13 protein-coding genes are annotated in these 19,666 nt (G+C 70.0%); 4 read left to right on the top strand and 9 right to left on the bottom strand.

Features of this window, described 5'->3' with window-relative positions; genetic code table 11:
• Nucleotides 1-33 precede the first annotated feature (33 nt).
• The 4 genes from IPJ17_18280 to IPJ17_18265 all read right to left on the bottom strand — a co-directional run bounded on the left by IPJ17_18280 (nucleotide 34) and on the right by IPJ17_18265 (nucleotide 7,184).
• On the bottom strand, nucleotides 34-636 hold the full coding sequence (locus IPJ17_18280; protein QQR73407.1) for a hypothetical protein: 603 nt from the start codon (nucleotides 634-636) through the stop codon (nucleotides 34-36).
• Between the two features lie 26 nt (nucleotides 637-662).
• On the bottom strand, nucleotides 663-2,369 hold the full coding sequence (locus tag IPJ17_18275) for a DUF262 domain-containing protein (protein QQR73406.1): 1,707 nt from the start codon (nucleotides 2,367-2,369) through the stop codon (nucleotides 663-665).
• A gap of 27 nt (nucleotides 2,370-2,396) precedes the next feature.
• On the bottom strand, nucleotides 2,397-5,975 hold the full coding sequence (locus IPJ17_18270; protein ID QQR73405.1) for a DUF3883 domain-containing protein: 3,579 nt from the start codon (nucleotides 5,973-5,975) through the stop codon (nucleotides 2,397-2,399).
• Between the two features lie 222 nt (nucleotides 5,976-6,197).
• Entirely contained in the window at nucleotides 6,198-7,184 is a 987-nt protein-coding gene (locus IPJ17_18265) for a hypothetical protein (protein QQR73404.1), read from the bottom strand.
• 98 nt (nucleotides 7,185-7,282) lie between these two features.
• On the opposite strand from IPJ17_18265, the gene IPJ17_18260 reads away from it, so the two are divergent.
• Entirely contained in the window at nucleotides 7,283-8,971 is a 1,689-nt protein-coding gene (locus IPJ17_18260) for a hypothetical protein (GenBank protein QQR73403.1), read from the top strand.
• An 82-nt stretch (nucleotides 8,972-9,053) separates the two neighbouring features.
• Here the strand turns inward: IPJ17_18260 and icd are convergent, their stop codons facing one another.
• The 4 genes from icd to IPJ17_18240 form a co-directional block, all read right to left on the bottom strand.
• Nucleotides 9,054-10,352, bottom strand: a complete 1,299-nt coding sequence (icd, locus tag IPJ17_18255; protein ID QQR73402.1) for an NADP-dependent isocitrate dehydrogenase — start codon at nucleotides 10,350-10,352, stop codon at nucleotides 9,054-9,056.
• A 97-nt stretch (nucleotides 10,353-10,449) separates the two neighbouring features.
• On the bottom strand, nucleotides 10,450-12,165 hold the full coding sequence (aceK, locus tag IPJ17_18250) for a bifunctional isocitrate dehydrogenase kinase/phosphatase (GenBank protein ID QQR73401.1): 1,716 nt from the start codon (nucleotides 12,163-12,165) through the stop codon (nucleotides 10,450-10,452).
• On the bottom strand, nucleotides 12,162-13,655 hold the full coding sequence (locus tag IPJ17_18245; GenBank protein QQR73400.1) for a UDP-N-acetylmuramoylalanyl-D-glutamyl-2, 6-diaminopimelate--D-alanyl-D-alanine ligase: 1,494 nt from the start codon (nucleotides 13,653-13,655) through the stop codon (nucleotides 12,162-12,164). Before IPJ17_18245 ends, aceK begins: the two co-directional genes overlap by 4 nt.
• Before the next feature lie 12 nt (nucleotides 13,656-13,667).
• Nucleotides 13,668-15,260, bottom strand: coding sequence for a radical SAM protein (locus IPJ17_18240; protein QQR73399.1), 1,593 nt, complete (start codon nucleotides 15,258-15,260; stop codon nucleotides 13,668-13,670).
• Nucleotides 15,261-15,404: 144 nt separating this feature from the next.
• Here IPJ17_18240 and IPJ17_18235 point away from each other — a divergent pair, with 144 nt between their 5' ends.
• The 3 genes from IPJ17_18235 (at nucleotide 15,405) to IPJ17_18225 (ending at nucleotide 17,956) form a co-directional block, all read left to right on the top strand.
• The gene (locus tag IPJ17_18235) at nucleotides 15,405-16,046 is read left to right on the top strand and encodes a DNA-3-methyladenine glycosylase 2 family protein (protein ID QQR73398.1); all 642 of its coding nucleotides are present in this window, start codon (nucleotides 15,405-15,407) and stop codon (nucleotides 16,044-16,046) included.
• Between the two features lie 130 nt (nucleotides 16,047-16,176).
• Complete coding sequence (locus IPJ17_18230) at nucleotides 16,177-16,536, top strand: hypothetical protein (GenBank protein ID QQR73397.1); 360 nt, start codon at nucleotides 16,177-16,179, stop codon at nucleotides 16,534-16,536.
• Nucleotides 16,537-16,567: 31 nt separating this feature from the next.
• Nucleotides 16,568-17,956 (top strand): hypothetical protein, encoded by a 1,389-nt coding sequence (locus tag IPJ17_18225; GenBank protein QQR73396.1) that lies wholly within the window; start codon nucleotides 16,568-16,570, stop codon nucleotides 17,954-17,956.
• Nucleotides 17,957-17,964: 8 nt separating this feature from the next.
• Here IPJ17_18225 and IPJ17_18220 read toward each other — a convergent pair whose 3' ends face one another.
• The gene (locus tag IPJ17_18220; GenBank protein ID QQR73395.1) at nucleotides 17,965-19,614 is read right to left on the bottom strand and encodes a VCBS repeat-containing protein; all 1,650 of its coding nucleotides are present in this window, start codon (nucleotides 19,612-19,614) and stop codon (nucleotides 17,965-17,967) included.
• Between the last annotated feature and the right edge of the window lie 52 nt (nucleotides 19,615-19,666).

Genomic DNA, 19,666 nt, shown 5'->3' with positions numbered 1-19,666 from the left:
GGGCTCACCCAGCGCTTCATCTCGGCGCGCCTGTCATGAGTTGTTCGGTGGTTGGAAGCGAGCCACCTGGCCGGCGTGCGGCTTCCTCGGCGCCTGGCGGCGAACAGCGCGCTCGACGGCCCAAAGGAGGTCGGCCGCCGTCACACCGAGCGGGCTCAGGATCTCGAGCGCCCGCATGACGAGGCGGTCGCGTCGCTCCATCACGGCCTCGAGCTCAGGGCCCAGCCCCGATTGATCGATGACCGTAGGCGCATGGGTGCCGCGCAACGCAAGCACTTCGCCCGGCGACGGATCCATTGGGAGCTCGACCCGGCCCCCGACGACCGGTCCCAGCTCACAGGGTAGTGTGATCGGACCGATGCGACACCCGTTGCTGCTGGCCGAGATCTCGATGCGATCGAGGCGAGGAAGGCGGCGGGCGAGGCCGACGAACAGGCCGCCTGGGACCCGCACCCGCATCCTCCATCGACCCTCGCCCGGGATCTCGCCCCCGACCCCTCCTAGCGCCACTCCGAGTCCACCCGGCGCCGGCTCGAGCACTGCCTCCTGCTTGGTGTCCAGTCGAAGGAACCTTCCCATTGGGCGCAACACTTCCAGGAGGTCCTTGCGCGCAACCAGCAGGCGACAGTCACTCATCTCGGGTCCATCCTCTACCGGGCGCGTCAGGAGTCCTGAGCAGATTCGAGGTCTGTTGCTTCTACCAGTCCCGTCACGCGCCGAATCTCCGCCCAAAGCCTCTCCTGCCTCCACATGAGGAACCGGTCGAAGTCGTCGCACAACAGGGCGGACTCGTTTCCACTGGGCAGGCAATGCGACGTCAGCACTTCGTCAAACGGAAAATCTCGCGTTGTCCTCATCTCAGCGAGATAGTCCGACGGGGCCCGATTACTGATCCTCTGATTCGTCGACCGGTCGATCAGCGTGCGGTTCAACACGCAGTCGCGCCGTCTCGCGAGAGAGATGCCCCTGTGGCGCAAGAGGTAGTCGTCGGGGAAAACGTGGTGATCGTCGATGTCCTGGTCCACCATCAGACTTGTGGTTATGAGACCACCACTATGAAAGTCGCGCGCCCCGGTCCCGGAGCCCAGAATCAGACAGATCGTGCCAGAGTAGATCGCGCGCTGGCGAGGCGTCACATCCAGAAGGGTGTTCGGGTCGAATCGAAGGCCACGGACTGACTCTGGTGCAGGACCTCCACCCATCCAGGTCCTCAGTTCCGCAACATCCTTCGCAGCCTGACTGTTGGCTGAGCTGTCGTACGCTTGCCCAAAGACGGCGCACCAGAACCAACGCTTGAGCTTCTCCCGCATTGCCCCCGCTTCGGGGCCTCTCGTGGAGCTTGCGCCAGCGAGGACAGCCGCGAGCGGGGCGATCATCGAGTTGTAGGGGAGCCACTTCGGCAGCATCACCTTGCAGTCGTCTCGAAGTATGCCGAGACCGTCGACAAGACCGAGAACGACTCGATCCCACCACTCTCTAATGTCGGAGGCGCTCATGTTCAAGACATCGCCACGCTTGCACGATGGCGTGTCGCGGCTGGCTAGGGCGATCGCTTGCAGGACGCTGTAGGGGTCCACCTCAAAATCCGCGATGATCGGGTACGCTGCCTTGGCCTCGTCCCATAGAGCTCGCAGGTTGATTCCGTGTGGCCAGAAGCGAGCCGTGAGGAGCTCGAAGACGCTGAGTTTGACCCCTGTCCGGTTCAGCGTCTCGAAGATCGTGCAAAGGGCATCAGCTTCAGTCTTCTCTGAGAGAGTCACCACGGGGAAGTGATAGTCATCGATAGTCTTGATCCAGTCCTCGTCGATCCTCGTCAGACGGTCCAGCATCGCGGTGCGGTCATCTGCCGGCATGGGATTCGTGACCTTGATGACCCACTGAAGGAACCCTCCCGCACCACCTTTCAAGACCGAGAGCGGCATCAGGAGTTCTCTTGCTTGAACTGAGAAGTCCTCACGCGCCTGCGCCCACTTCGTGCTCGCACGGACATGGAAGAGCGCGTCTTCAAAGTCCGCTCCGTCGATGAGCTTCTTAAGGCTAAGGTAGTACTTGTGCTCTCCCACGCCGAAGAAAGCCTGGTATAGGGATGTCAGCCGCTGCTGGCCATCGAGCACAAGGAAGGTGTGCGTCCCACCGTCGAGCTTCGGCGCTCCTTCAAACTCGCGAGCAGCGAAAAGGCGTGCTCGATCCCGGACTCGAAGGATGCTCCCAGCCGGGTAGTTGTAGGCGATCGACACGATCAGCTCTTGAGTCGCGACCGGTTCCCAGACGAAATCACGTTGAAAGTCGGGAAGAGCCATAGTTCGGGAATGGATCTCTCCGAGGAGGTCCTTCAGGGCTCGCGGATTGGTGTCTTCGAAGATGCTCAACGTTCGCCTCCCATCGGTACGTAGGTTCTAGGCCGGCGGCAGGGCCCGCACCAGGAGCTCGGCGAAGTCGTAGTTCACGCTCGTCACCCCGAAGTCCGGTTCGCGACGGAAGGGCTCGCGAAGGTAGAGGACGCGGTGGTTGCCGTCCTGGCCGAACTCGACAATGGCCAGGATGTAGCTCTCGGGCTGGTTCAACGAGTAGAGAACCTCGTTGCGGGTCACGGTGAGCGTCGCGGCCCCTTCAATGCGGCCCTTCACCTCGAGGATGCGCAGGCGGCCGGTGTGTGGGTCGCGGCTTTCGAGGTCGTAGCCGAGCTTGTCGAGCTCGCGGTCGACCGGCTCGAACCCCAGGCTGCGCTCCGTCGCCATCACCAGCTCGCGGGCGCGCGCCGCGGCGGCCTGGGTGTCACGCGTCGGCAGAGTCACGGACGGGCCTCTGCCGGCCATCTTGTCGAGAAGCCCGGCCGGCACGACCACGAAGCCACCCATCACGAACGGCGGGAGCGCCGAGATCTGCGACTCGAGATCGAGTTGCTCGAGGCGCTTCTTGAGACGCCCTTGGAGCTCGTCGGCTCGACGGCGGGCCTCCTGTGAATTGAGACGAGCATTGGGGCGACCCGCCTGCTCTTGGTGTTGGAGCTCCTGCGCGCGATGGTCCCAGTGCATGATCTCTCGCGTCAGGCGGGCTTTCACGGCGGCCCTGGTGCGTTCCACCCAGGCAACACGCCGATCGCGCACCTCGGCAAGGTGCGCCGGAACGAGCTCGGCGATTGCGTGGCCTTGCGCGGTGCGCTCGAGCTCCCGCGTGATCCAGGCGCACTCCGGGCGGTCGAGAAGAGCCTCGACGGCCGGTTCGCCCTTCTCTAGGGGTCGGTAGTCGAGGTAGGGCGCGTACTGGATGTGCCGTGCGTTTCCGGCGGGATCCATCTGCACGTAGAGCATCCGCTTCGAGACCGTCCGGCGCTCCCCGACGCGAGTGAGGCTCGCGTCCTGGATCGCGTGCTCCAGGGCGAAGACCACCCTCGGTGTCTCGCCCGCGTCGGCCGGGTCGATGAGCACCGCGCCGCGGCGGAGGAGGTCCCGGTCGCGCTCGAGGGTGAGGTCGATCACCGCATCGAGCAGCGGGTGCCCAGGGCAGAGGAAGGCTGCGGGAGCGAGCCCCTGCGGGCTGATCTCGCCCTTCTCGAAGGCGACCCGCTCGTACCGCGGCAGGACTGGTTCGCCCTGACCGATGAGCCGGTCGCGGTTGCGGACCGGCGCTGGCACGTGGGTGACCTCGTAGCGCCGCCCTTCGCGCTGGCGGATCGACCCCCCGAGCCGCCGGAAGGCATCGAGGAAGAACGACTCGATGAAGTGCGGCTGGAGGCGGCGCGTCTCGGCACGCTCCATCTCGTCGCGCACCCGCTGGAGGCGGGTCGAGTCGAGCGCGTCGTGCGCCAGAGCCCGTTCTTCGAAGAGCAGAACGAGCTGCTCGAGGTCGAAGGCCCCCTCGACGACCTGGGTGAGCCTCGCGCGCACCTCGGGAAGGTCGCCGTAGCGGATCGCTTGAATGAGCAGGTCGCGCAGCGGCCTGCCATCGAACTGGACCTTGCCGAGAACGTCGAAGACCTGGCCGCCGAGCGACTTGCGCGCCTCGTCGAGCTTCTCGAGGAGCGTGCGGTAGACGTCGCCCTCGCGGGTTTCCTCGGCGATCAGGTTCCAGAGGTGGCAGACCTCCTTCTGGCCGATGCGGTGGATCCTCCCGAAGCGCTGCTCGATGCGGTTCGGATTCCATGGCAGGTCGTAGTTCACCATCAGGTGCGCGCGCTGCAGGTTGATGCCTTCGCCGGCAGCGTCGGTGGCCACGAGGACCTGGACCTCCGGGTCGTGGCGGAACGCCTCCTGCGTCTTCATCCGTTCCTCGCGGCCCATCGAGCCGTGGATGACGACGACTGCGTTCCTCCGGCCGAGGACGGTCGAGATCTTCTCCTGCAGGTAGTTCAGCGTGTCGCGGTGCTCGGTGAAGAGCACCAGCTTTTGCCGTGGGGACGGCGTGGGTTTCGGAGGATCTTCGTGGCCGAAAGGCCTCTCTGCTTCTGCGACCTCGTCGGCGAGCGTGGACGGGGTGAAGATCTCGCCGAGCAGGAGGGCGAGCTCGCGCCACTTGCAGTCCTGCCCGCTCCGCCGCACCGAGCTCGCCAGCTCCTCGAGCTGTCGGAGGGTCGCGATCTCGGCCTTGAGCTCCTCGATTGTCCGGGCTGCTGTCGCCTGGTCGAGGATCTCCTCCTCGACCTGCTCGACCTCCTGGTCCGGGGCCTCGTCGAGGTCATCCCAGTCGTCGGCGTCGAGCGTGCGGGTGCCGGCCTCGATCGCCGAGCCGACCGCCCCGCGATGAAGCACTTCGAGCTCGCGCAGCTTCTTCTCGAGGCGCTCGCGGCGGCGCCGGAGCGACTGGTAGATCGCCTCGGGCGAGGAGGCGAGGCGGCGCTGGAGAATCGTCAGCGCGAAGCCCACCGTACCGGCGCGCTTCTCGTTCTGCAAAGCCTCGGCCCGGTTGAACTCCTCGCGGACGTACGCGGTGACCTCCCGGTAGAGCCGGGCCTCCGGGTCGGAGAGCTTGTATGGCACGGTGTAGGCAATCCGCTCGGGGAAGAGCGGCGTGCCGTCGAAGCGAACCAGGCCTTCCTTCACCGTGCGCCGCATGAGGTCCGAGACGTCCGTGGTGTGGGCCCCGTCGCGGAACTGTCCCTCGAAGCGGTCGCCGTCGAGCAGCGCCATGAAGAGGTGGAAGTCCTCCTCTTTCCCGTTGTGCGGTGTCGCCGTCATCAGCAGGAAGTGCCGCGTCAGGGTCGCGAGCCGCTGGCCGAGGAGGTATCTCTTGGTCCTCTTGATCTCGCCACCGAAGAAGGTGGCGGACATCTTGTGCGCCTCGTCGCAGACGATGAGGTCCCAGCGGCAGTCCGGCGTTGCCAGCTTCTCCTGGACGTCGGCATTGCGCGAGAGCTTGTCGAGCCGCGCGATGACCAGATTGGTCTCGAGGAACCAGTTCCCGGTCCGTGCCGCCTCGAGCTTGTCGTTGGTCAGGATCTCGAATGGAAGGTGGAAACGCTTGTTGAGCTCGTCCTGCCACTGCTCGGCGAGGCTCCCGGGGCAAACGATGAGGCAGCGCTGGAGGTCCCCACGGACGATCAGCTCCTTGATGAGCAGGCCGGCCATGATCGTCTTGCCGGCTCCGGGGTCGTCGGCGAGCAGGAAACGCAGCGGCTGGCGCGGCAGCATCGCCTCGTAGACCGCAGTGATCTGGTGCGGGAGCGGCTCGACCAGAGAGGTGTGGACGGCGAGCACCGGGTCGAAGAGGTGCGCGAGACGGATTCGGTGGGCCTCGGAGACGAGCCGAAAGAGCCCGCCCTCCCCGTCGAAGCTCCAAGGACGCCCGGTCTCCACGACCTCCAGCCGGGGCTCGTCATGGCGGTAGAGGATCTCGTTGGCGACCCGCCCGGCAGGGTCCTTGTAGGTCAGCTCGAGGGCGTCGCTTCCGAACCACTGGACGCTGACGACGGTGGTGAGGGTGTTCGGGAGAATGCCGCGAACAGCGGCATTGGGCTGGAGCTCTTCAAGGCGTGCCATGAGGTCTCGTCACCATGGTCGATCGAGCCGCCGTCGCCGGAGTGGGCCCGAGTGCAGTCGAAGCGCGAAGCGGGGATCGCCTCTCCCTTCGTACTGCCTTCCGTGCTGTCATCGAGACTACATCGAATCTTCCGCAAATGGGCAAGCACCGGAGGTGATGATGGGGTCTGCCCGCTTCCGGGCGAGGCCATCACGCGCAGGCTCGACTTCCTCCCCGACGTCTCAGCGGGCGTGCCAGGAGAGCGAGAGCAGGAGTGAGCGGTCGATGCCGTCGTGGGTGAAGCGCTCGAAGAGCGGGTAGAGGAGCGCCGCGCCGAGGTCGAGCTCGAAGCCGCTCGCGCGGTCGCGCAGGCCGGCGCCGAGGGCGACGAAGCCGTCGCCGATCCTGCCGGGGCGGCCGCCGGGGTCGCGTGTCGAGCGGTCGAAGCCGGGGCCGGTGATGCGGGTGTGGAGGTCTCCGGCCGGCAGTGGGGCGCCGGCGACGACGCGCGGCAGCAGGAGGAGACGCGAGCCGAGCGGTCGCACCCACTGGATACCGACGAGCGGAGTGACGAAGTCGTTGCTGCCGCTCTGCTCGACCGTGCCGCTCACGCCGGCGGTCGTCCCGCCGAGCAGGCGGTAGCGGAACGCGTAGGCGTCGCGCTCGAGCCGGTCGATCGTCAGGCCGGCGACGAGGTTCCACCGCGAGGCTCCGGCCGAACCGCCGAACGCACGTTCGACGAGCACCCCGCCGCCGAGGTGGCGGACGGTGCCGCCGGCGCCGGTGATCTCGACGCGCTCGGGCAGGTCGAGCGGGAGCGCCGGAACGCCGCCGTCGCTCAGCACCTCCGCGCCCTTCCCGGCCCGGACGTCGAAGCGGTCGTAGAAGGCGAAGATCGACACGCCCCAGTGCTCGCTCCAGGCGCGCGATGCGCCGACCGTGGCGAGCGCGCCGCGCAGCGTCGCGACGCCGCCGTCGGCCGATGCGCCGGCAATGCCGGCGTGCAGCTTCCATCGGCCGGGGGACAGGCTCCCTTCGGGCCAGAGCAGGGAGAACGCGCGCGCGTCCTGCGCCGCCTCGGGGAGGTGCTCGGTGAGGAAGAAGAGGTCCTCGTGCGGCGGGTTGGCGATCGCCGCGCCGGCGGGAGCGTAGGAAGCGAGCATCGATGCGGCCAGGGCGACGACGCCGAGGGTGAGCGGAGGCCGGGAGCGGTGCGGGCAGGAGCTCATGCCGGAATCCTACGACGAGCGGCGCTCGTCGCCCGGTGCGCGAGACGCGGTGGCCGTTCACCGGCCGTTCATGCGAAAGGTGTCAGAAAGTGGGGTTGATGCTGCCGCGAACCCGTCTCGCCGTCGCCGTCGCCCTCCTCGCCGTCGCAATCCGCCCGGCTCGCGGTGACGAGCGCCCTGCCCCCGACCTCTCCGGCTGCGAGTCGGCGTCGGCGGCGGAGCTCGAAGGGCACGAGCGTCGCGTCGGGCGGATCGAGGTGATCGCCGGCGACATCTTCGACGAGTCGAAGCCGGAGGAGCGCTTCGCGCTCTTTCGCGCGGCCAACCGGCTGCACCGCACGACGCGTCCCGAGGTGATCCGTCGCATGCTGCTCTTCGCCTCGGGAGACCGCTACTCGGCCCGGCTCGTCGCCGAGTCGGAGCGCATCCTGCGCAGCCACCGCTACTTCTTCGACGCCCGGATCGTGCCGATCCGCTGCGAGGGCGATCGCGTCGACCTCGAAGTGCGGACGCGCGACGTCTGGTCGCTCGACGCCGGCGCCCGCTTCGGGCGCAGCGGCGGGACGAACTCGGTGAGCTTCGACGCGCAGGACAAGAACTTCCTCGGCACCGGCAAGGAGCTCGCCGCGGTCTGGGAGACCAACGTCGACCGCGACACCGCGCTCCTGCGCTATCAGGACGATCGCCTGCTCGGGACCCACCTGCGGCTCGAGACCGAGGTGGCCAAGAGCACCGACGGCCATGCGGTGCTCGTCGACTTCGCCCGTCCCTTCTACTCGCTCGACACGCGCTGGTCGGCGGGGTTGCACGTCGTCTCGGACGATCTCGTCGACTCGCGCTACCGGCTCGGTCACGTCTTCGACCGCTTCCGCCACGCCTCGGAGCTCGTCGAGCTCTCGGCCGGGTGGTCGCCGGGTCGACAGGGCGACTCGACGATGCGGCTCTCGGCGGGCCTGCGCTACGAGGACCAGAGCTTCACGGCGGTCGGTCCGGACGACGGCAGCGGTCCGCCGACCGGAGAGCTGCCGCGGGATCGCACGCTCGCCTATCCCTGGGTCGCGTGGGAGTGGGCCGAAGACGGCTACGTGGTGGCGAGCGATCTCGACAAGATCCGGCGCAGCGAGGACCTCAACCTCGGCCGCGAGGCCGCCGTGCGTCTTGGGCGCAACCTCGGCGGGCTCGGGGCGAGCGAGAGCTCGTGGATCGTCTCGGCGCGCTGGAGCGACGGCGTGCGCCTGGGCGAGCGGCACCTGCTCGTCTACGAAAGCGGCTTCTCGGGTCGCTTCGGCGACGGCGGAGCGCGCGACGTCCGCGCCTCCTTTTCGGCGCGCGACCTGATGACCGATTTCGGACGCCACCGCCTGGTGCTCGGCGTCTGGCTCGACGCCACCCGCCGCGCCGACCCGGAGACGCAACTGCTGCTCGGCGGCGACAACGGGTTGCGCGGCTATCCACTGCGGTATCAGGAGGGCGACCGGCGCGTGCTCTTCTCGATCGAGCAGCGGTTCTACAGCGAGCGCGAGATCCTGCACGTGGCGCATCTCGGGGCGGCGATCTTCGCCGACGCCGGCCGCGCCTGGTTCAACGAGCTGCACGAGACACCGGCGCGCTCGCCTGGCCCCGGCCCGGCGAGCGGCTGGCTCGGCGACGTCGGCGTCGGGCTGCGCCTGAGCTCGAGCCGTTCGTCGCGCGGGGCGATGATCCACTTCGACCTCGCCCTGCCGCTCGCCGGTCCCTCCGACCTCGCGCACCTGCAGTGGCTGGTGACGACCAGCGACCGCTTCTGACCGCCGCGCACCAAAGCAAAGGGGCGGCTCAGCGCCGCCCCTGGTCCTTCGCTCCTCGACCGGCGCGAGGCCGGCGAGGCGTTCACATGTGGGCGATCAGCGCGTCGCCGAACTCGCTGCACTTGATCTTGGTGGCACCTTCCATCAGCCGCGCGAAGTCGTAGGTGACGCGCTTGGCGGCGATGGCACCGTCCATTCCCTTGATGATCAGGTCGGCGGCCTCGGTCCAGCCCATGTAGCGCAGCATCATCTCGCCGGAGAGGACGACCGAGCCCGGGTTGACCTGGTCGAGATCGGCGTACTTCGGTGCCGTGCCGTGGGTCGCCTCGAAGACGGCGTGGCCGGTCGTGTAGTTGACGTTGCCGCCCGGCGCGATGCCGATGCCGCCGACCTGCGCGGCGAGGGCGTCGGAGAGGTAGTCGCCGTTGAGGTTGAGCGTGGCGATGACGTCGAACTCGTCCGGCCGGGTCAGCACCTGCTGCAGGGTGATGTCGGCGATGGCGTCCTTGACCAGGATCTTGCCGGAGGCGAGCGCCGCCTTCTGCTCCTCGTTGGCCGCCTTCTCGCCGCCGGTCCGCTTCGTGCGCTCCCACTGCTCCCAGGTGTAGACCTTGTCGCCGAACTCGCGCTCGGCGAGCTCGTAGCCCCAGTTGCGGAAGGCGCCCTCGGTGTACTTCATGATGTTGCCCTTGTGCACGAAGGTGACGCTCTTCTTGCCGTTGGCCAGGGCGTACTGGATGGCGGCGCGCACCAGGCGCTCGGTGCCCTCCTGCGAGACCGGCTTGATGCCGATGCCGACCGTGCCGGGGAAGCGGATCTTGCCGAACTCCTTGGGGAACTCGTTCTTGAGGAACTCGACGATCTTCTTGACCTCGGGCGATCCGGCCTGCCATTCGATGCCGGCGTAGATGTCCTCGGTGTTCTCGCGGAAGATCACCATGTCCACCTTCTCCGGGTGCTTGACCGGGGAGGGGACGCCCTGGAACCAGCGCACCGGGCGCAGGCAGACGTAGAGGTCGAGCAACTGGCGGAGCGCCACGTTGAGCGAGCGGATGCCGCCGCCGATCGGCGTGGTGAGCGGTCCCTTGATGCCCACCAGGTACTCGCGGAACGCCTCGACCGTCGCCTCCGGCAGCCAGCTACCGGCCTCGTCGAACGACTTCTGACCGGCGAGCACCTCCATCCAGGCGATCTTGCGCTTGCCGCCGTAAGCCTTCTCGACCGCGGCGTCGAGCACGCGCACCGAGGCGCGCCAGATGTCACGCCCGGTGCCGTCGCCTTCGATGAACGGGAGGATCGGATGGTCGGGGACGTGCAGCTTGCCGTCGACGAGCGTGATCTTCTCGCCGCCGGCGGGGACCGTGAATCGCCAATCGGACATCGTCAAAGCCTCCTTGGGGGTGGATCGGCCGGAGAAAGACGGCCTGAGGGGTCAGAATACCATCGCCGCGCGCCGTGGTCCCCGCCCGAACGTGCGGTCAGTCGCGCCGCAGCCGGCGCGCGGCCGGGTAGGGGAGGACGTCGAAGAGGCGACCGGCGAGGAGCTCGGTGCGCAGGTTGCGCCAGTAGGCAGAGGTGAGCAGGTCGCCGTGGGCGGCGAGGAAGCGCTCGCGGGCGCTGCCGCGCAGGCCGAGGAAGCGCAGGAACTCCTCGGGGAAGATGTCCTTCTCGTCGACGTAGAACCAGGCCTCGCCCGCCGTCTCCTCCTCGTCGCTCGAGGGCTCCGGCAGGTCGCGGAAGTTGCTGTCGGTGACCCGGCAGAGCTCGTCGTAGTCGTAGAACACCACCCGCTTGTGGCGCGTGGCCCCGAAGTTCTTCAGCAGCATGTCGCCGGGGAAGATGTCGGTGGCCGCGAGGTCGCGCAGCGTCTCGCCGAAGTCGAGGATCGCCGCGTCGGCGTCGGCGGGCGAGGCCTCGCGCAGGTAGACGTCGAGCGGGGTGAGCCGGCGCTCGGTGTAGACGTGGGCGATGTCGACCTGCCGTTCGCCGATGCGCACCGTGCCGCTGACCTTGGCGGCGAGCTCGGCGAGCAGCTCGTCGGAGAAGCGACGCCGATCGAAGGCGAGATGCTCGAACTCCTGGGCGTCGACCAGCCGCCCGGCGCGGTCGTGCTCGAAGACCAGCCGGTACTTGGCCATCACCTCGGCTCGGGTCGTCGACTTCGGGTAGTCGAAGCGGTCGCGGATCACCTTGAACACCGAGTCGAAGCCCGGCAGGTCGAAGACGACCATCACCATGCCGCGCTCGCCGCGGGCGATCTCGAAGCGGTCGTCGGTGGTCTCGAGATGGTGGAGGAGCGCGCGGTAGAGCTCGGTCTTGCCGTGCTTGTTGTGGCCGATCGAGTTGTAGAGCTCGCCGACCGGCTTGCGCGGCATGATCGACTTGAGGAAGCGCACCAGCTCGCGCGGTCGCTCGCAGTCGACGAAGAAGTAGGAGCGGGTGAAGCTGAAGACGATCGAGACCTCGTCTTCGCTGAGCAGCACGGCATCGAGGTGCGCCCCGGCGGGCGGGCCCTCGGGATGGGTGAAGGCGAAGACGACGGGGCACCGCGCCGCCGGGGCCAGCAGGCGGCCGATGACGTAGGCGCCCTGGCCGCGATAGAACGGCGACTTGACGAGCTCGATCCCCGCGGCGTCGGCGTCCGGCACCTGCCGGCGGATGACCTCGACGGCCAGCGCGAGGTCGCCGGCGAGGTCGGCGAATCCTGCCCGCGGCAGATGGTGGGCGAGCGCCGTGGCGAGGAGCGCGGCGAGCGAGCCGCACGGGGCAAAGCGCTCGGTCTCGCCGGAGGGCTCGCCGGTGTCGCCGACGTCGGTCACCGGGCTGACGAACTCGATCTCCGGGTCGATGCCGACGGTGGCGAAGACGCGACGCGTGGCCGAATTGAAGAAGGTCTCGGCGAGCTCGAGGTCGGGCAGCGTCTCGGCAAGGTCGAGGTAGGCGGCCTTCATCTGGCGCCAGGGCTCGCGCTTGGCGACGTCGTCGCCCCAGAGCGAGCGCAGCTTGGCGAGGGTCTTGTCGAGCCCGCGGCGGTAGGCGGCGTGCCGTTCGACCGAATCGCGCTGAGCGCTCGCCCAGTCGCGGGCAGCGAAGCGGTCGGCGGCCTTCAGCGTCAACACGCGGAAGGCGCCGCGGTACTGGAGATAACCGCCGAGCAGCAGCGAGGCGCCGCGGGAGGCGCGTGGGTCGCTCACCCTTCGGCTCCGAAGCGGGCCGCGAGCGGCTCGAGCAGGCGCTCCATCCGCATGCCGCGCGAGCCCTTGATCAGCAGGACGTCGCCCGGGGCGAGCGCCATGGCGAGCGCCGGCGCCATCGTCTCGGAGCTGGCGGCGACGAGCCGGGGCAGAGCGAGCCCTCTCGCCCGCACCGCGGCGAGCATCTCGCTGCCGACCAGCGCCAGGAGCGCCGGGGCGGCGCGCTCCGCCTCCTCGAGGACGGCGCCGTGCATGGCGCGCGACAGCTCGCCGAGCTCGAGCATGTCGCCGAGCGCGACGATCAGCCGGGCGCCGCGCCGATCGGCCACCTCGCGCGCCGCGGCGAGCGCGGCGCGCATCGACCTCGGGTTGGCGTTGTAGCTGTCGTCGATCACCAGGATCCGACCGGAGCGGCGCGGAGTGAGACGTCCGGGGACCGCCGGGACGGCGCCGAGGGCGGCGGCCACGGCGCCGAGCTCGTCGACCGACAGCGGCTCGCCGCGCAGCACGGCGGTCGCGGCGACTGCCGCGGCGAGGTTGTTCGCCGCCGCGGCACCGAGCAGGGGGGTGGAGATGACCAGCGGGCGCGGACCCCCGGCGGCGAGCCGGGCGGAGACCTCGAGAGCGATCGCCGTGGTGCCGTCGTCGCGCACCTCGCGCCCGGCGATGCGCACGTCGGGTGGCGGTGCGCCGGCGGTCCCGTGGCCGAAGGTGAACGTCTCGATCCCACGTCCGCTTCGCTGCTGCGCCAGGCGGCTCATCAGCTCGAGGTCTTCGTGCCAGGTGATCGCGGCGCGGCGGGCGGCGGCGAAGAGCGAGCCCTCCTCGTCGGCGATCGCGGTGAGGTCGCCGAGGCCCGCCGAATGCTCGATGTCGGCGTTGAGCACCAGCGCCACGTCGGGCTGGACGATCCGTCCGAGGCGCGGGATTTCGCCGGTCGTCGAGGTGCCGCACTCGATCACCAGCACGCGGTGCGACGGCCCCAGCGTGAAGAGGGTCATCGGCACGCCGAGGAGGTTGTTGAGGCTTCCGGCGGTGACCAGGACCGGCCCGAAGAGCGCCTCGGCCGCCGCGGCAGCGAGGGTCTTGGTGGTCGTCTTGCCGACCGCGCCGCCGACGGCGAGCGCCGGCACCGGGCGCCCGCGCGTTTCGCGGGCGACGAAGTGGCGAGCGATCTCGCCGAGGGCGACGAGCGTGTCGTCGACCTCGAGTCGCGGGCCGGCCAGATCGCGGCTGCGTTCGACGAGCGGAAAGGCGCCGCGCTGGCGCGCCGCGGCAACGAAGTCGTGCCCGTCGCGAGCGAAGGCGATCGGCCCCCCCGGCGCCACCCAGAGCGCGACGAAGAGACCACCCGCCGGGACGGTGCGCGAGTCGGCGGAAATGCCGGCGATCGTCGTCGCCGGGTCGGCATCGACGAGGCGACCGCCGGTCGCCGCGACGAGCTCGCCGAGAGAGAAGACAGCCTGATTGGAGGGGATCGGGGTCGCCACGACCCGATGAGCCTATCGCGCCGGAACGGGCGCCGGGGGGACCAGCGCGAGGGCCCGGGCGACGCGCTCGCGCGCCGCGTCGAGGCGGAGCGACACCTCTTCGCCGGCGAGCCGCCGGCCGAGATCCTGGAGGAGGGCCTCACTCGGCTCTCCGGCGTCGAGGCGTCGTCGCCACGATTCGGCCTCGGGCGACTCCGGATCCTGTCCCAGCATCGCTCGGCAGATCTCGTGGGACAGCCCCGCGGCGGCGCGGAGCGGACCGTCCCCGACCTCGAGATGGCAGATGGCCGGGGCGGAGCTTCGTTCGGAGAACCAGGCGACCCCTTCGTGGACCAGATCGACGAAGAGTCGATAGCGGCCCGGCTGCTCCGGGGCCTTGCCGTCGAGCACCAGCCAGCCCGAGCCGTGGCGGCGGCCGACCGCCTCGGGGAGCGGCAGGCCGGGGAGCTCGCGAATCGGCCGGCCCTCCGGCGTCTCGAGACGGACGCCGAGGCGCACGCCTCGCGAGGATCCGACGGGCCAGGTTCCCGGACTGGCGTTGGCGATTCTCACGATGGTGGCGAAGCGCCCCCCGGGGGTGGTGCGCAAGGCCCGCGGCTCCGGTGCGATGCTGGCGGCATAGAACGACGACGCGACGCCGCGATGGCGCCAGAGGCTCGCCATCCGGGCATCGCAGGTGAGCGCCCGGTAGTCGTCGCCGCCGAGCAGGCGGCGTGCGGCATCGCTTCCTTCACGGATCCGACGAGAGGCTCCCTGGGTGTGGGTGAGCACCCACTCGATCCTCACGCCGAGTCGGCCGGCGAGCTCCCGCGCCGCGGCGAGCTCGGCCTCCGAGTCGTTCCACGTGAAGAGGATGTACTGCCAGAGGACCTCGACGCGCCGGCGCGTGGCGTGCGCGTCGAGCGCCTCGAGCAGCAGCCGCATCGCCGCGAGGGCCTTGCTCAGCGAGCCGCCGACCCGGTAACGGCGATAGCTCGATTCCCGGGCCCCGTCGATGGAGAAGACGATCCGGTCGAGCAGCGCCTCGGCGGCGATCGCCTCGATGGCGGTGCGAGAGAGCGCCAGGCCGTTGGTGCTCGTGTGGATCGTGACCTCGGGACGACGGCGTCGGACTTCGCGCAGGAAGTCGATCGCCTGCGGATGGAGGAACGGCTCGCCGAAGTTGTAGAAGAGGATCTTCTCGAGATACGGAAGCTGGGCCACCACGTCGAGCATGACGGCGAGCGGCAGGACGGCGGCGCGATCGCCGCGGAAGGCCGGGTGCGTGCCGAAGGAGGTCGTCGGGCATTCGGGGCAGCGAAGGTTGCAGCGCGAGATCGGCTCGAGCTGCAGGACGCGGACGACGCGCCCCGTCGCCTGGTCGTCCGCGGTGGGGCGTGAGACGCGCCCGCCGCAGAACGACTCGATCACCGGGCAGTAGGAGTCGCCCGCCGCGGCGAGCTGGTCGCTGCGCGCGGCGCGGTAGAGCGGGCCGTTGTAGACCTCGTCGATGCGGTCGCGGTGAACGTTGCCGAAGACACGCCGACCCGGCGGATCGGCGCAGGAGCAGACCAGGTCGCCGTTGGCGTGCACGCAGAGCTCGTCGAAGATCATGCGGCAGATCATCGGCGCGCTCCCCGTGGCGACCCGCCGGCGACGACGGAGCCGGGCGACCAGGCGGTCGGCAAACGGGAAGACACTCACATCGGTGGATACGCGCCGCGACGGTCCGACGTTTGAGCCGGAGCGGTTGCTAGACTGCGTCGCTCGATGCGACACACCGCCTCTCCGCCGTTCGACACCCGGGCGGCGGCCGCCGAGCTGGCGCGCCGGGATCGCCGGCTCGGCCGGCTGATCGCGCGGGTCGGCGAGTGCCGGCTGGCCGTGGCGCCGGCTCGGGTCAGTCCGTATGCGGCGCTCGCCGAGGCGATCGTCTACCAGCAGCTCCACGGCAGGGCGGCGGCGGCCATCTGGCGCCGGCTCACCACGAGCTTCGGGCGGAGCGGTGCTCCCGCGGCGCGGCGGCTGGCGGTGGCCGATCTCGAGGCGCTGCGCGCGGTGGGGCTCTCCCGCAACAAGGCGTTGGCGTTGCAGGATCTCGCCCGTCGTGCCGTGGCGCGGCAGATCCCCGGCCGGGCGGCGGCCGAGCGACTCGACGACGAGGCGCTCGTCGAGCAGTTGACGGCGGTCCGCGGCGTCGGGCGCTGGACCGTCGAGATGCTGCTGCTCTTCACCCTCGGCCGTCCCGACATCCTGCCGGTCGGCGACTTCGGCGTGCGCAAGGGCTTCGCCTTGGCCTACGGGCGGGAGGCGATGCCGACGCCGCACGAGCTCCAGGCGCACGGCGAGGGCTGGCGTCCCTTTCGTTCGGTGGCCAGCTGGTACCTCTGGCGGGCCCTCGACACCCCGTGATCGCGGCCCGCGGCGGCGAGTCGGCCGAGCGACGATCCCGGCCGCTGCGAGGGGCTCGGCAAAAGGGGTGGCCTCCGAGTACCATTCCAGTCTGTAGAAGTCTGCTTTTCTCCCCCAGGAGGGCGGTCGGATGCGTTTCGGCGAGTACTTGATGGAGCGGGGTCTGCTCACCAGCGATCAGGTGGAGTCGGTACTCGAGGCTCAGGGCCGGACCAACGTCTGGTTCGGCACGCTTGCCTACCTGCTCGACTATCTCGATTTCGACGACATCGCCGAGATCCTCGCGGTGCAGCAGCGCGACGGCGGGCGTTTCGGCGAGATCGCCGCCCGGCTCGGCCTGCTCGACGGCGTGCAGATCGAACGGATCCTCGCGCTCCAGGAGCAGAAGCGGGTACGCTTCGGCGAAATGGCGGTGGCGCTCCAGGTGCTCTCGCGCGAACGACTCGCCGCGCTCCTCGAAGAGTTCCTGCAGCATCGCGAGAGCGCCTGACGCGCCTCTCGGCGTGCGGCCGCCGGATCCGATGAACGACACCGCGCCGCTCCCGCCACGCTCCCGTCTCAGCAAGGCGCTCCTCTGGGACGCCTTCATGGTCTGGGTGGCCCTGGTCAACCTGGGGCTGATCCTCTTCGATCTCACCTTCCTCTGGCTGCGTCCGACCTACGTGGCGTGGCTGCCGGTGGTCCCGCGCCTCTACGACCGGGTGAAGGGGATCCGGCCGCACCCGCTCACCGAGGCGATCCTCGGGGAGGTCGAAGGGGTGCGGCGGCGTGTCGAGGTGTCGCCGGCCGAGCCGGTGCCGGAGGAGCGGCTCGAAACGCTGCGGGCACTCTTCGCCCGCCTGCTCGTCGAGAACCCGTTCGAGCGCGCCGGCGAGAGCGCGAGCTTCGAGGCGATCCGGCGCCAGGTGGCGGTCGAGGTCGAGCAGCCCACCTTCGGGCTCGACGACCCGGCGCGCGCCGCGGCAGTCGCGACGGCGTATTGGCCGGCCGAGCGCGGGCTGCTGCGGCACCGCCTCGACCAGTTCGAGCGCTCGATCCGGCCGCGCCTCGAGGCGAACTTCTTTCGCGAGTTCGACCGCGACGGCCAGCTCGAGGACCACTTCTGGAAGCTCGACCTGCCGTTCCTGCTGCTCTTCGTCGTCGAGTTCGGCTGGCGCTGGATCGGCTCGGTACGACGGCGCGAGTACGCCCGCTGGTGGTTCTTCCCGGTCTTCCGCTTCTACGACGTGATGGGGTTGCTCCCCACCGCCTACCTGCGACCGTTCCGCGTCCTGCGGGCCGTCTCGATCTACATGCGCCTGCGGCGCAGCGAGCTCTCGTCAGTGGGGCGCGACGTCCTCAGCCGGGCGATGGGCACCTTCGGGGCGATCGTCGCCGAGGAGGTTTCGGACCGCGTGGCGATCCTCATCCTCGACGAGCTGGCGAGCGAGATCGGTGCCGGCACCCACCGGCGCATCGTCGCCGCGGTGGTGGGCGAACGCCGTGCGGCGATCGAGGCGATGCTGCGCTCGCAGGCGCGGGCCCTGGCGAGCGACCCGGAGCTGCTCGCCGGAGTGCGCCGTCTCGTCGAGCTGAACCTGGAGCAGGCGGTCGAGCGCTCGGTGGCACTCGACGCGGTGCCGCTGCCGCAGATGGTCGTCCGCCCGCTCGCCCGCTCGATCGGCGCCGTCGTCGTCGAGGCCACCTTCGAGTCGGTCGGCGAGACGCTGCGCTCGGCGGAGGGCGGAGCGGCGATCGACCGCCTGGTCGCCGCGGCGCTCGACCGCGCCTTCGCCGCCGAGAGCGTCGACACCCTCGAGCCGCTCGCTCGCGAGATCTCGCTCGAGCTGATCGCCCACATGCGCGCCACCGTCGCGGTGCGCAAGTGGGCGCGCCCCGCGGAAAAGGCGACTCCGAGCCCGCCTGCCTGAGCCCGGCGTCAGGGCGTGCGCCGCCAGCGCAGCGGCGCGCCGGTCTCGAAGCCGTCGCGGAAGAGGGCGAGCGGGAGATTGCCGTCGCGCAGCCTGCTGCCGCGACCGGTCGGCCAGAGGCGCCGCGCGTTGGCGGTGCCCGGCAGGTCGTAGGCGACCAGGCCGGTCGAGGCCGTCCCGAGCACCAGCTCGAGGTCGGCATCGCCGTCGAGGTCGGCGAGCGTCGGTGCGCCGAGCGCCCCGTTCCAGGTGGCACTGCCGAACGGCGCCGGCAGCGCGACCTGCTGCAGGATCTGGCCGCTCGACGAGAGGACGAAGAGGTCGCCGGTGCGTCCGGTGTTCTTCTCGGGCCACGAGGCGAAGATCACCTCCGCCTGGCCGTCGCCGTCGAGGTCGGCCACGGCCGGCTCGCTCGCGAAGCGGATGCCGCTGCCCGGCACGGCAAAAGGCCAGAGACCGTGTTCGCTCTTGTCGAGCCACCAGACGTGCAGCCGCCCGTCGTAGGAGGGAAGGAGGACCTCGCGGCGACCGTCGCCGTCGAGATCGGCGAGCACGGCGTTGGCCACCGCGTTCTCGATCACCGAGTAGTCCTGGGAGAGCGGGCCGCTCCCGGGCTCGGCGGTCGGGAGCACGGTCCAGTCGACGCCGCCCACCGTCGCCCGGCGGCGATCGGCGCGGAGGATCCAGGGCAGGTAGTGGAGGTCACCGTCGGGATCACCGATCGAACAGTCGTAGACGTCGCCCGGCAGGACGAGCTCGAGCGAGCCGTCGCGGTCGAGATCGCCGATCGCCGGCGCGGCGTTGGCGAAGTTGGGGCGGTGCTCGACCCCGCACTCGGCATAGCCGCGCAGGTCGGCGGCGAGATCGACGTGCACTCCCACCTGACTCCAGACCTTGCCGGGCCAGGTCGCGGGGTCGGCGGCGCGCTGATTGCCGTCGCGATCGAAGACCGAGACGTAGTGGGTGTCGGTGGGAGCGTAAATCTCCGGGCGGCCGTCGCCGTCGAGGTCGCCGACGGCGAGGTTCTCGTTGTACATGCCGGCGCCGTAGCCCGGCTCGCCGTCGCGCCGGGCCGGCCAGCCCGGGCGCAGATCGCCGCCGCTCGAATAGACGGCGACCTGTTGCGTCGACCCGCTCGAGGCGCGGCCGACGAGCAGCTCGACGCGGTCGTCGCCGTCGAGGTCGGCGGCGGCGAGCGTCCGCACCTCGCCGCCGGCAAAGGGATGGCGGCTCCAGGCGAGCGCGCCGTCGGCCTCGACCACGGCGAGCTCGTTGCCGCCGCGGCCGACGGCGATCTCGAGGGCTCCGTCGCCGTCGAGGTCGGCGACCACCACGCCCGGCCAGGAGCGCTGGCCGCTCGCCGAACGCCAGACGAGCGTGCCGTCCGTGCCCTTCACCGCGACGAGATCGTAGGAGGCCCAGATCACCTCGACGGTCCCGTCGCCGTCGAGGTCGGCGACCGCCGGCGATCCGTACCAGCCGGTCTGGCACCACGAGGTGAAGCAGCCGCCGCGCACCCACTTGAGCACCGGCGTGGCGACCGCGGCGCCGAGCGGCGACGCGACCGCCAGGACCGCCACGGCGACGACGCCGAGGCTCCAGGGCCGGAGTGAGGCGAGGGCGTCGAGAATGGAGGGTCCTTGCCGGCGGGTCGTCATGGCGTCACCTGTCTAGCACCGCCTCGAGCGGACCGGCTGTCGCCTGTTTCGC

Source organism: Holophagales bacterium (genome assembly GCA_016699405.1).
Lineage (GTDB): Bacteria > Acidobacteriota > Thermoanaerobaculia > Multivoradales > JAGPDF01 > JAAYLR01.
This window is presented reverse-complemented; position numbering and strand designations above follow the sequence as displayed.